Here is a 13,989-nt window from a genome sequence, read left to right as displayed (position 1 = left end):
AAGGCAGAGCTACCTTATGGGTTACTTTTTACTTCATTATTTATAGCCAATTGTTCATTCAGATTCATTAGTTACTTGCTTCAACCATGGTAATATATACTCCCAAAAATCATCTTTAAAAACAGAATCTTGATCCAAACCCAAATACATTCCTAATTCTATTAATTTATTTGCATCTTTATCATTCAATTCAATATCCTCACTTTTCAACGAAAGTAAGAAGGACTCATAAGACATTTCTATCTCTGCCACATTAAAATAATGTATAACATGATTTTTAGATTCCAAAGATAATTTATCCAAGTACCTACTAATTATCTGAAAATAAATATCTTTATTTAGATTATATTCATTAATATTCATTAATATACCTATTTGTTGACTAGAGTATTTAAGGGATAAGATGTAGAAATTTTACCATCATGTTTTTTATTCCCTATTGGAATAAATCCACTCTTATTACTATTCAGTCTACAACACCAATTGCATATGGCGAATTATATTTCCCTATCCCCAAACCGACTTTGGACTAGCTCTGCCTTTCAAACCTTTGTGCAACAAAGCTGTTGGGATGGGTTGTTCACTGTAGGTGATTATTTATAGATCACTTGATAAATCTCAAGTCTTAGTATTAAAAACAAGTATAATGATATTAATTAAATATTTATGACTTGATTTTTTTTAAGGAAAATGAATTGGGAAAGGTTAAAACTCATTACGACAATCTTAAAGTTTCAAAGAATGCACCTCAAGAAGTCATTCGCGCGGCTTACAAAGCATTAAGTCAGAAATATCATCCTGATCGAAACGGTGGTAACTCGGATGCAAATCGGGTTATGAAAATAATAAATGAAGCTTATAATGTACTATCTGATCCTTTAAAACGAAAAGAACATGATTTATGGATTGAAGAACAAGAAAAAAATACAGATTCAGAGGCTAGTGGAAATTCAAATAACAACTTGAAAGAACAGGAACAAGAAAGGCGAAAAGCAGAACGTAAAGCTCAGGAAGATTCTCTTCGGAATTACACTGACGCAGAAAGGAAAAATAAAAAAAATAAAACTAATAGCTTTAAATTGATAGCCATATTGACTGTTGTATTTATTATTCCAATTATTATTTTAATAAAAATGAAAAATAATTCTAACAAAAATGATAATTTATATTCAAATTATACTAATGATCAAATAATGGAAGTACCTCAATCAGAAAATGATTCAATTTCTGATGAAAAAGTTCTAAATAAAACCTATGCTGCAAGCTTCGATTGCAATAAAGCAAAGAGCATTCCTGAAAATTTGATTTGCAATAATGAAGAATTATCGATCGCAGATATTGAAAACTCTAATCTTTTAAAGAGTGCATCTTTAGCCGTTACTGATAAGAAGGCATTTCGTGAACGTGTAAGAAAGCAATGGAATTATCGCGAAAAAAATTGCAAAGATGAAGCCTGTTTATATGATTGGTACAATTATCAAAAATCAATTTTTTCTCAAATAATACAAACGGGTGAAGTTAATGCAGGCTTGAACATTAAAGAATTAAATCCTGAACCATTACCGGAGACGGGATTTAATGATAATAATCAATTGGAAGGCATCGCTCCATTACAAATTAAAATTCCATCAACTGGAAATCATTACTATGTAAAAATTGAAGATGTTTATTCAAGAAAAACTCTGATTCATTACTTTATAAGATCAGGCGCAGAATTGAATGTAGATTTACCTTTAGGAACTTACAATATTAAGTATGCTTATGGACGTAAGTGGTATGGTAATAAACTATTATTTGGCCCGCAAACATCATATGCAAAAGCAGATCAAACCTTTAATTTTAAAACTGATGGATATAATTATAATGGATTTACCGTTGAACTAATTGAGCAGGTAAATGGTAATCTAAAAACTTCACATATCGAAGATAATGAGTTTTAAGTGATGAAAACCTTCACATGCAAAAAGCCCCCTAAAGGGCTTTCTCAAACAACTTCCGTTCTTTAGCACGACGGTTAACCAAGCCCTGAATCCGCTTTCCATTATCAAATACCCAGCGATCAAATTGACTTGCTGTTGAAGTCAAATTGTTTTGATTAATAAGGGTAAGCATTGTACTTTTTATAAAAGCCGTTTCACCGATGTTGTAGACAAAAGAAGCTAATGCATCAAACTGATTTTGAGTCACATTGACTTTAATATGCTTATCTAAACAGGCATCCACCCACTTACTATCATTCTTCAGCCATTGTTCAGCCTCAGATTGCGTACACACATCACCTTTCACAACACGTTTGCCATTCGGGTATTTAATTGTACCAAAGCCAATTGTCCAAACTCCGCCTATATCCAAATAAGCTTTTGTTTCAAAACCTTCAAATTCACGTATGAGCTGGAATCCCAATTCAGAAATATCACGCTGACTCGAATCAGTTAAAGAGAATCCGATGACTTTGGCAAAGATAGGTAACCCACTCATTGCAATAATCGCATCGCCTGCTTCAACTTGATCTGACGATAATTGTCCCCCTGACATAGCACGTAACCACGAATATGCCTGAGCAATTTTATTTGATTGATCAATACTCATGAGTTACCACCTTTTCCATTACCCCAAATTGCAATAAAGGCAGCTTTAACTTCACTAATGACTTCAGATAATGGCTTGCCTTGCCACAGTGCAATGGACTGATAAATAATACCAATGCCAAGCAAGCCAAATACGGCAAACATCAGCATCACAAAACCTTGCGCCATATGTGAATATTTAGATAATTCATAGTACTCGATGACTGCTGATCCACCATAAAGGCTAACTGAAACGCTAAATAGAAACTTTCCTATTACCCCTAAAGAAACTTGAATTTTTCCGTTTTTATCAATGTCACCACTTAATACCAGGGCAAGAATAGCCCCCACTACAGCAGGCACAACTTTAATAATCCATGGAATTGTGTTTTCTTGCATAACTTGCCCCAAAATAAAACTCTACTTGATTGAGTAGAGTTTTATTTAAAGGTGGTTATTTAGCGAACCTTACAGGGGGATTGATACTGCTTTAAAATTAAACTATTGTGATTTCATATAATTATTAATTTTTGGGTGAGGATATGTTTTGCAATCAATGTGGTCAACCCAATAACAAAGATGCTCGGTTTTGTAGTGGTTGTGGTAAAAAATTAGAGGAAGATAATAGTTTAATTTTAGAGGAAAATAATTCTAATCAAATAGAATTATGGAATCCAAATATAGCTTTCATACTTGGGTTCTTTTTTACATTTATATTTACAAGCGTAATCATTCAAGAAAATTGGAAAAAACTTGGCTTTCAAAAAAGAATGTTAGGATCAAACATAATAATTATATTGCTTTTTTTATTTTCGTTATATGGTTTATATTACATGCAGAATTTAGGAAACAGCTTTTTACAAAGTTTTTATTTATTTTATCCGACGATTTTAGGTCTAAACATTTGGTTTATGGTGTTATTGTATTTTATTAGTGCAAAAACTCAAATTGAATACATAGCATTTAATTGTAAAAATTATCAAAAAAAATCTTTTCTAGAATATTCATTATTAGCACCAATAGTTATTTTCATGTTTTATTTTCAGTTCAAATTAATTTTTTTTAAATAAATTTATCAAAGCCGACATTAAGTCGGCTTTTTAGTGATCATAGACTTCTTTAATTATTTTTTAACGATTAAAAGCAAATCCCCCCTGTTCTTCAGCCCCTTTCTGACGCTTAGTGAGATAAACCCCTCCATCACCTGTATCTTTTGCCCTACGCTCATTAGACTTATAGCTTTGCATTAAGTTGATGCGCTTAATCCGCATGCTTGGGTTTTTCTCATTGGTTTTTTTGTTAAATTCCAAAATCTCAGCCCACGCCTTATCCATACCCTCACTGTCATCATCTCTTTTTGCCACGACCCATTGGCGCATTAAATCCTTACGATGATTTTCCAACTTAGTTTTATAGTCATAAATGGCAGATCGCCCCTCCATAGAAGTCTTAACATCTGATGGAGAAAACCCTATAGCCTGTGAAAATAGTCCGACAGCACCTACTTCCTCTTGAATGACATCCTTATTTTTAGTGAGTACGCCTTCATTTGAAAATCGATAAGACTTCATGGCATTTTTAAGAGCAACAGGCAACATAGTTTCTATACCTCGACCATAATCACCATTGTTTATTTCTTGCATACCTTTAACTGCATTTGTGCTAATCCCAACAACAGGCCCAAGTAATGCAGATTGCATTGCTTTTGCCCAATCGGCACCCTCAAGCCCATCCTGAACATCAGGAAAAATTAAGTTATTTAAACCAACACGACCTGACAAATCCACTGGACTGAATGCACGAGGTACACCACCAAAAACTAGATCCGCAAATTTAGGATGAATATCACTTAACCAATTACGAATCACATTTTCTAATTTATACGGATCATCGTCATCGCCACCTGATGCAAAAGCAGCTACGGCTGTAATACCAAATGCAGCTGCTCCAAGTTTGCTTTTCTTTGCTATGAGAATAGAGGCTGTGGCAAGCATACCTGTAATTGGTAAACCAATTGCACCAGCAGCTAAAGCATGCATACCTAAAATACCTGCTAAAGCACGTCGAGCTTCTTTTTGATCTTTTGGGTCGAGTGCATAAATTGACTGATGAGCATTGCGTACCAAGGTATAAATCATATTCTGTGCATATTGTTTAAACAGTAAAACTACTTTTGCAATATTACCTTGCATAAAACGTGCTCTGTTTCCTGTTGAATAATCAAAATGCCCCCTATAAACCATGTCCATAGCCTGTTCAAATGCTTCTGTTTGGGTAGCTCCAGCTTTTGTTGCCAAACGATAAGCAGCAATAAATGTTACTTCACGGTTAAAACGCTCTGCATGATGAAACATGCCACTTGCCAAACGCATTGCAGGTCGGAAATACCACATTACCTTGCTATCTTCCCCTTGGGCTATACCGGCTAAATCATGTGCCTGAGTAACATCAATAACACCTCGTTTTACAGCTTCATTATAAGCATCTAACTCAAGACCTTTTATGACCTTATCTATATTTGGACTATAAACATCACCAATACTATTTTTAAAACTCTCTAGGCTTGAGAAATCAGGTACGTTAAATTCAACACCTTTGGCAAAATCAGATGATGCTTTAAGTAGCTCTTTACCAGCTTTATCATAGTTCCACTTCGCCCCCATTAATGGATAGGCTATTAATGCAGTTTGTGACAAATTGACCATGGCAGCTGCAGGTGATAAACCCATGTAGTACATGAAACCAACACTTGTAAGGACACTAGATATTGGATTCCCTTTTGGGTTCATGAGAAGTTCATGCCTTTTTTCCATTTCATCAATGACGCTTTGAGCTGAACGCTGATCATATCCAACACCTTTATTGAACTGTTCATTAGAATATTTTTTCATTTCATCAAGCTGTTGAGCCAACTGATCCCCATAGCGTAATTTTCCTAAATAATTTGCACCACTAAACATATGTTGAGCAAACGCACGACGAGCATCTTGGCTGAATCCAGCAGTACCTTTTCTGTGAATACCATGTTTCGCCCAAGACAAATCAGGCATTGATGATAGGTATAATTGACTCAAGGTATCTTCAAAATCTGCTTGAGCTTTTTTATCTAAACCTAAATTTCCAACTTCATCGAAAAGGTCAGACATGAATCCACGACCAACACTGTCACGACTTGCACTAAACTCTGCATCTTTTTTCACGTCATCAGCTTTATATTGTGGGTATTTTTTCATTAATTCAGAACGTATAGATTCAGCTTCATTGTTAGTTTCAGCACGACTAATAACCTCAGCCTGTCCATTCTGATTACGCATCACCACTACATATTGACCAAATCGAGCTAAAGGGAAGTAAACACCTTTAATTTGACCAAAAGAACCTTCGATATTTTTTAGTAAATCGGCTTTTTTCTGGCTGCTTAACGCTGATCGTAAAATACGCTCTCTAATCGCTTCACGGACTTTGGAATAATGCCCACTATAGGCATTTCGAGCCTTTTTATACATTGCTTTAGCTTCAGGGGATAAATTATTATAAGCATGAAGCAATTGTTGATATTTAACTTTATTATCGCCCTGTTGGTATGCTTTAGCAGGGTCAATTTGAGCTAAAGTTGCATCATGCATTACATTTGCTAAAGCTTCCTCATCCTTTAATTTAGACCACTCACGCACAATATTATCTGCATCTGCTGCAATATCATTTTTATCAGCATCCATTTGAGCAGCAAGTTCATTATATTTGTTTAACTGCGGTAATAATTTTCCGTAAACCTCAGTTAAGTGCCGACGACTCAAAAGACCTAACCCCATTGACAACCAATCGACTCCTTTTTTATTAATTAAATCTCCTGCTTTATTAATCAAATCTCCTGCTTTTGGTAAATTTTTAAACCCATTAGCAATACGATTGGTAATATCTTCATAGTTAGAACTACGACTAAAACGTATATCAGCACTTGCACTATTGAATGTTGTATTACCCTCAGCCATTTTCATTTGGTTAGACTCAAGGGCAACGATATATTCTTGATTATCAAATTGATGAACTACTCCCTGGTATTTACCTGAACGAGTAGCATCAACAATCTTGTCACGAGATACATTGCCTGACGTTTTAAATGCACTGCGAATATTCACAAATAAAGGTAATACAAAACCATTATTTCCACGAATATTGGCGTACATATCTGCTGTATCAAAACTATCAGTCAAATAAATACCATCACCTAATAAGCCATGACCTTGCTTAAATTCATTAAACTCTGTAGCAGTACCATGATATACAACCTTAGGTTCCCCATTTTCATCCAATACCTGTGAAGAATTTTTAGTATCATTTTCCCAATCACCGAACCATTTCTTAAATTCAGGGGTACGAACCTGTAGCCATTGCTGTTCTGATAAATGAGTATTTGCACCATTAGGTGCAGTCATCCATTGACTTGTACCTTGATATTTTTGGCGAATTAAGTCCAATGATGATTGGTGCTTAATTTGCTTAACCATGCGTTCTGACAAAGCTAAAATATCATCAGGATTCAAATTAAGATTTATACCTAAACGATCAAATGCCCATGCTTTTACATACGCAACTATATTGTTGATTAATTTTTGCAATGCATTACGTTGAATCACATTGCGCTGTTGCATGGTTGATGAAAGCGTCAGTAGATAAGGAAGATACTCAAGTTTTTGACGCGTTGTACCTTGCTCACGTTCTGCAAGTAATTTAGCTGCCATAGCAATAGGATTGCCTTGTTCAACCAATTTATCAAACTGACGCATCAATTCCTGATATTGTTTTTCACTCATCATGTTTTGGAAGCCACCATGACCACCCAATTCATGTAAGAATGTTGGTACTGCACTTTCTTTGGTCAGATTTGATGCAACAAGTACAGCTTTTCCGTTGTAATAAAAACCCTCAACGCCTTCAACATCATAATCCTGAATAATTTCAAGCTTACCCTGCCGTTCAAGTTCACTGACTACATCTTCACCGAATCGTGCGACCAACACATCACGAACTAGTTGGATCGTTGAACTTTTTTTACTTTCACTACGACGACTGTATAAAGGGGTGTCTAAATAATCCTTGCTTGAAATTTTTTGATTCTTATATTTTCCAAAGTAACTTTGATCTACTACAGCTTTACGTGCTTCAGCTATAAACATCATTAAATCAGTATCGTTATAGCGTGATAAAAATTTATCAAAACCACGTTCACGGAACCATTGACGAATAAAACCAATCACTTCTTTTATTTTTTGGCGAACAAATGGTTGTTTACTTTGGTTTTGAGCAATAAAAGCAAATAATTCTCCAACCAAGGCTTGTTGCACATCAGATTCAGAATAAATTTTATCTTTTGCGCCTTGAGTATATGGCTGAATATATGAACTCTCAAATTGCGGCATATCCACGCCATTCTTTTTGGCTATTTTACGAATGCCATCAAGCCCACCAAGTGCATTAAAAAGTTGCTGTAACTTGGACTTATACTCACTGCCGAATATCTGCTGAACACCAAAATGCCCAATGATTTCATGTGCTAATAATTCCTCATAAGCATCAAATGTAGTAAGCTGTTTTGTGCTATCTCCATAAACTTGGTCAGCAACTACATAGAGTGTGCCATCATGCCAAACACCGCTTACGTCATAATTTTGGGTTTTACCATTCTCATCTTGGTAGGTAGCATCATTTTGTATTTCCGAAGGAAGTCCATCAAAGCTCGAAACGACTTGAACACTAAAGCTAGACTTCAAGCTAATACGACCAATATTGATACGACCACTAATCGACATATCTTGTGTAGTGGGCAGTTTGAGATGCTGAAGAACAGAAAGGACTCTACGAGTAGCACCAGTGATTGATAAAGGGTTAAATGTGGTTTCAATTGGTGAAATACCTTTGCGTTTCTCATCAGGATCTAACCGATCTCGGGAAAAATCATTAATATCTTTCCCTTCATTTTTATCATTTTGATCAGTTTTTTTTTGCTTAACTTCACCACTTTTTCTTGCTTTTATATACGCTTCTAAATCCATTTTTTGTTTACGAAAATTATCAACCGCACCGGATGCAACCGCCTTACGTGTACTTCTTTTACCATTTGTCACTTCACCAATGCTTAATTCATGATTTTTTTGGATTCTTTTTGAAAGAAGATTTAATGAATTTTCAAGCTCTTGCATTGAAGCATTGCCATAAACGCCACCATGTAAATCATTAATATTTTTTTGTCTGATTTTTTCAGCACGTATATTTTCAATACTATCTTTTAAGTTTTTGGTTGCAGCCGGTTTAGTGGTATCAGAATTTTTAAGCCATTCTTTAAACTGATCTCTGGTCATTTCATTGACCGCACCAACCTTCCAACCATTATCGAAATTCGATTGATATGCAGCTACGGCTTCTTCTTGGCTGTCAAAGCCAAGCATTACCTTATGCTCATCAAAACCATTCGTGCCTTGATCAATCTGATCAACCACAAAGACCTTATCTGAATCATGATTTTTGCCGACATAAGTATCTATATTTTCTTGATCTGCACCAGTGGTTCGCTTGATGTACCCATAATGGTCACTCATGGTATGCGACCACTCGTTACCATCGGGATCAGTACCACGGCGTTCTGAACCACGTGGATTCTCAACGGCAATATCTAAACCATGAACTTTAATATGACCTTTCTTATAGTTGCCTGCTTCAATCTGCGCCTGTGTAGGTTCAGGCAAATCATTCTGAATACTCGTTGCTGCCGCATGTGCTGCTTGATCAACAGGGTTATCTTTCTGTAGTTCAGCGATTTGCTTACGCAAACGGACTTTTTTAATCACACTTTTTTCATTGGCCAACTGTGTTTCAAGTGATGAAATCTGTGATTGATTATTTATTTCAGATCTTAGATTGGATTTATCTTCACTAGTTTGGATTTCACTGTCTTTACTTTGAATTTTATCAATATTATTTTGAGCTTCAAAAATACTATTTCTACTGTTGGAAATACTATTTTCCGAAGCTGAAATTATATTTTCTGTTGCACTTGGTTTGTCTGTGCTTTGAGCCAGACGAATATCTTCCCCCAATACAGCATCATTATTTACTTTAAGGGGTAAATTGGATGGGTTTTGTGGGGGTGATTGAATATTTTCTGCATTAATTGTTGATGGACTTTCTGTTGATGTTGAGTCAACTCTTGCTGAAGTTGGTAATTTCGAAGTGCTATGTTCAATTCCTTCTGCAGTTTGAATATCATTTGAATTTACTCCCTGTGATTTTGTACTGATTTGTTGAAGTGCATTAATTTCTTTATTAATCTTTGCCTTTTCAGGAACGGTTCTAGCTTCTTCCAATTGCTGTTGCAAAGAAATAATCCGATTAGATACATCACTTTTTTTTTGATTTTCAAGTACTGTCGTCTGCCCTGCATCTACATTACCAAGACCATGCCACTCATTGGTTGCAGGGTTTCGTACACCTATAATAGAAGCCGAACCATCCTCATTCTGTCGGACATTGTAATTTTCATCACCCAAAGCCTGAGCAATCGAATCCTTTTTAAAAAGCGTTACTTCTCCATCTTTTTCAAGTCGCTGAATTGTATTTTCCAACGCAGCTTCCTGTGCCCCTTTGGCAATTTCACCCATACCATGCTGAATTGCTTGGGCTGTGGTGTTGGAATACGTTGTGGATGAATCTGTATTTACACTTTGAGCATCATTGTTCAATGGTGCATCATTCATTTGCTGTTGTGTATTTTGCGATTCATTCAGGGCAGCACTTTGGTTTTGCTCATGTGTAATTGCAGAAGCACCACTATCCACTGCTAAAGCTGCTGCATTGGACATAGGTCCATCATTAGGATTAATACCTAATTGTTCAGATGGTTTTGGTGGAGCGTCAACCAAAGGTGCATCATAATAAGTTCCATTTGGTGCAAGGGGGCTATCAGGTCCAGTAGGGTTATTTTCTGAATTAATTCCTGTAAACGCATCAGGATTATTGTTATTGCCAAATTCAAGTCGATTTTCTGCATCGGTAGAGAATTGATCATATTCATAGGTAGCACGACCTTGAGCATCCGTTGTCGGTTGACCTCGATCACCAGGAATAAACTCACCTTCAAGCGCAGCATTCCCACCAGGTAGCATTGGTAAATCAGGATTGGTGCTTTCTTGCGGTTCATCCTTGCGCTCTTGTCCTAGATATTCTTTTGATGATGTGTAAGCATTGATACCACCACCCATTGCCATACCAGCCAACGTACCCATAACGATTGCATCATCTAGGTTTTCATTCCACGGCTTACCCAATGCAATATTTTGTAAAGCTTGCTCGGATACAGACTGTGGTAATTCTTCCAAGATACCTTCGCTGATTGCACCTTGAAGAATCTTTTTAGGAATACTGGTAATTGGTATGTTTTTGGCAGCTTCTTGGACGGCATCAGATCTCACACCGTTGGCCATCATGTTATCAATATCATCAAAGCCAAGTTTTTGAGCAATACGACCACCCAAATAACCAAAAGCAGAACCAGCCACTCCAGTCGCCATTGCGGCACCGATCTGACCATCTGTAAGCAAACCATCATGCGTTTCTTGGCGAATGTTCTCAGCTTGAGAACCGCCCATCACAACACCTTCACCAATCGCACCAGCCGCAGCTGCACCGATTTTGCCTTTTGATGCAACATTGATACCACGACCAACTAAACCACCAGCAGCCATAGGCGCAAGTGATTCACCAATAGCATTGGTAATCAGACTTGGATTAGTTAAAGCGACTTTAGTTTTCTCAATAATGCCTTCAGCAGCATCAAACTGCTGACCTTGAGATTTAGAATTAATGGTTTTCTTATCACGCCAATAGTCACGCCCCGAACCGGGCGTATAAATTCCTGAATCTTCAATGGCTTTACCTGCACGACCACCACTATAGAGATCGCCAATACCAATGGCGAGATCTGGCAAGGACGCACCACCAGCCGCAAGAGAAACACCCAAGTCTTTAATTTGACCGCCTACACCTTTTTTAACTTCAACAAGTTCGGCATAGTCAGGTTGCGCGTTCCCTACCTCAACAAGTTCAGCATAATTCGGTTGCGGTTGTGGTGACTTCTCTTTTTTCTTATTTACATCACCAGTATTAAAAGGGTTTTCAATAGTGGTTTCGTTATTATTCGCCATGTAATACTCATAAATTCATATACGCATATAATCATTATGAGCTCATGACATTGAGGACTGATAACCTTACAGGCTTGTCAAAAGTGGGGGAAATCCCACTTCTTAAATTATTGCTGTACAGGTATTTGTCGTTGTGATTTTGCATCCCAGCGGAAGTATTCCCCCGTACTTGGTGATTGATATACCGAACCATCTTTAAACTTACTAGAATCAAAATCTTTATTAATTGTCTCCGAATTACCGCCTACAGGCGTACCATCCATATTCAACATACGACCTGTTTGTGTGTCAAAAATCTGTTGTGGACGGTTAATCATCACGCCTTGCTCTTGGTTGTACTCTTGTCCACCACCAACTGTCATATAGCGATCTTTACCGCTTTGATCTTTGGCACCTGTTAAGCGGTTAATACGTTGCTGGATAGATTGACGTTGCTCGTCAGTTTCTGCTTTGTCGTACATTTCATTGAGTTTTTCAACACGTGCTGCATTACGAACCCCAAAGCCTTCTTTAGTTTCAGTCAAACTCATTTCACGATTAAACTTCTCACGATCTTGCTGTAAGCCTAAGCCATAACGTGTGTTTTGACCATTTTCACCCAGTACAGCACGATCATTAGAACCTTGTTCACGCATACCAGTCTGAGCAATACTCGCAGCGTTATTTGCCGTATTATTAGACTGACTGGTTGCATTATTGGCATCGGTGTTATACATCGTGGTTGCGCGAGTATCTTCACCAGTCTGCATCTCCATCAATTGTGCACGTTGGTTTGAGGTCATTCCACGTGCGCCCTGAATTGGTGCCGAAATTTGTTGAAGCACATTTTTTCGTTCCGCCTCTTGCTCATCGGTGCGAGTCGGTCGACTTGGGTACTGAATCCCAAAGCCTTGACCACTGTTCATAGATTGCTGAACTGCTCGATCAATCTGCTCTTGAGATGCACCCATTTCACGTGTGTTGGCCATAAAATTAGCAACACCTTTAGGATCATTTGCAACGCCTTTAATACCAGTAGACTGTGTTTCAGGTACGCCGGATGCACGTGCCTGTGCTGCCGAACTTGGATTGGCGTAACTAAAGCTATTTCCTTGCTGATTAATTTTATATGGATCATTACTAGGTGCAGATGCTTGTGGTTTACCTTGTGGCGTATCTTGACCATACAGCGCATCATTCATCTGTTGCTGCATATCTATAGGTGCACTGTTCACTGGTGGTGCTTGTGTTGCTGATTTACTACGTTGTGCATTAATTACTGCAAATCGTTGTTGCTGTTCCGCAAGATTCCCTTTGGCTTGATTAAGATTCTTATCATCAAAGCGATTACCTAGCATGCCAAATGTGGCTTTGTTGCCTACGTCAGAAAGCACACCAGCTGCACGAATACCAAAATTAGCCAACTCCCCTCGATCCGCATTAGGATCTAGGCCCATACGTGTTGCATAGTCCTCAGTAGAAGTATTAAAACCCTCTACGGCACCACCAACCATAGAACCGATACCATGAAATACACCTAAACCTTTGGCGGCTCCGAGTACTTTACTTCCAGCATTGGCAAGAAATCCACCGCTTGCTGGCGGTGTTGGTGGGGCTGGTAGACCTGGCGCAGCTGGTCGGACTGTCGATGCTGCATTCCCCGATACATTACGTGCTTGCCCTTCAAATGTTTGGCCACGTGGCTGAATTGGGCCGCCTTGTGTAGCTGTGGCTTGTTTCCCCATAAACTCTTGTGCATGAGCAGCAGAAGGGACATTGGTTCCACGGCGAGCTTTACGAATATCATCTGCTGAAGGATAGGGGCTGACCAATCCACCATTAGCAAAAAATAACTCAGGTTGTTTTGTTCCTGACTTAATTCCTAGTTGTGGCTGATCAATAGGGGTATGGGTTTGCCCTTTCATTTGTTCCAAGGCTTGCACACCCACCGAATGAACTTGGTCAGGCGTGAGTTGGAACTCACCGTTACTGAGATTAACGTCTGTGGGCTGGCCTAGTCGTGCTAGGTTTTCCTCCCCGATCGCATCGGTTGAATCCTTTGGCATGATGTACGAACCACTTGGAATGGTCTTTTTAATGTCGTCCGATGTGCCTGTGCCTGCACCTCGAATCAACCCTTTATCTTTTTGACCTGATTTATTTTTTAAGCCGTACATGACACTTATTCCAATATATATATCATGTATGGTTAATCAAAATGAACTGTAGGCGTTAGACTTACAGGG

Annotated in this window: 7 protein-coding genes; 2 read left to right on the top strand and 5 right to left on the bottom strand. The window is 37.8% G+C overall.

Features of this window, described 5'->3' with window-relative positions; all coding sequences use genetic code 11:
* Positions 1–54 precede the first annotated feature (54 nt).
* On the bottom strand, positions 55–363 hold the full coding sequence (locus ACG94X_RS02525; protein ID WP_419382159.1) for a hypothetical protein: 309 nt from the start codon (positions 361–363) through the stop codon (positions 55–57).
* A gap of 332 nt (positions 364–695) precedes the next feature.
* Between ACG94X_RS02525 and ACG94X_RS02520 the strand changes: the two genes are divergently transcribed.
* Entirely contained in the window at positions 696–1,940 is a 1,245-nt protein-coding gene (locus tag ACG94X_RS02520) for a DnaJ domain-containing protein (protein WP_419382158.1), read from the top strand.
* Between the two features lie 31 nt (positions 1,941–1,971).
* On the opposite strand, the gene ACG94X_RS02515 is transcribed toward ACG94X_RS02520, so the two are convergent.
* Both ACG94X_RS02515 and ACG94X_RS02510 read right to left on the bottom strand, forming a co-directional pair.
* Positions 1,972–2,589 carry a lysozyme gene (locus tag ACG94X_RS02515; RefSeq protein ID WP_419382157.1) on the bottom strand — a complete coding sequence of 206 codons (618 nt, stop codon included), beginning with the start codon at positions 2,587–2,589 and terminating at the stop codon, positions 1,972–1,974.
* Positions 2,586–2,966, bottom strand: a complete 381-nt coding sequence (locus tag ACG94X_RS02510) for an SLAC1 family transporter (RefSeq protein WP_419382156.1) — start codon at positions 2,964–2,966, stop codon at positions 2,586–2,588. The genes ACG94X_RS02515 and ACG94X_RS02510 overlap by 4 nt, the downstream gene beginning before the upstream one ends.
* A 143-nt stretch (positions 2,967–3,109) precedes the next feature.
* Here ACG94X_RS02510 and ACG94X_RS02505 point away from each other — a divergent pair, with 143 nt between their 5' ends.
* A complete protein-coding gene (locus ACG94X_RS02505; protein ID WP_419382155.1) occupies positions 3,110–3,637 on the top strand; it encodes a zinc-ribbon domain-containing protein in 528 nt (175 codons plus the stop codon).
* 60 nt (positions 3,638–3,697) lie between these two features.
* Here the strand turns inward: ACG94X_RS02505 and ACG94X_RS02500 are convergent, their stop codons facing one another.
* Together ACG94X_RS02500 and ACG94X_RS02495 are read right to left on the bottom strand one after the other, a co-directional pair.
* A complete protein-coding gene (locus ACG94X_RS02500) occupies positions 3,698–11,764 on the bottom strand; it encodes a PLxRFG domain-containing protein (protein ID WP_419382154.1) in 8,067 nt (2,688 codons plus the stop codon).
* A gap of 107 nt (positions 11,765–11,871) precedes the next feature.
* Entirely contained in the window at positions 11,872–13,920 is a 2,049-nt protein-coding gene (locus ACG94X_RS02495; RefSeq protein WP_419382153.1) for a hypothetical protein, read from the bottom strand.
* Positions 13,921–13,989: the final 69 nt, after the last annotated feature.

The organism is Acinetobacter psychrotolerans (assembly GCF_048552595.1).
Lineage (GTDB): Bacteria > Pseudomonadota > Gammaproteobacteria > Pseudomonadales > Moraxellaceae > Acinetobacter.
This window is presented reverse-complemented; position numbering and strand designations above follow the sequence as displayed.

Coding starts and splice junctions, on each gene's coding strand:
- ACG94X_RS02525 (WP_419382159.1), bottom strand. CDS start 363: ATGAATATTAATGAATATAATCTAAATAAAGATATTTATTTTCAGATA.
- ACG94X_RS02515 (WP_419382157.1), bottom strand. CDS start 2,589: ATGAGTATTGATCAATCAAATAAAATTGCTCAGGCATATTCGTGGTTA.
- ACG94X_RS02510 (WP_419382156.1), bottom strand. CDS start 2,966: ATGCAAGAAAACACAATTCCATGGATTATTAAAGTTGTGCCTGCTGTA.
- ACG94X_RS02505 (WP_419382155.1), top strand. CDS start 3,110: ATGTTTTGCAATCAATGTGGTCAACCCAATAACAAAGATGCTCGGTTT.
- ACG94X_RS02500 (WP_419382154.1), bottom strand. CDS start 11,764: ATGGCGAATAATAACGAAACCACTATTGAAAACCCTTTTAATACTGGT.
- ACG94X_RS02495 (WP_419382153.1), bottom strand. CDS start 13,920: ATGTACGGCTTAAAAAATAAATCAGGTCAAAAAGATAAAGGGTTGATT.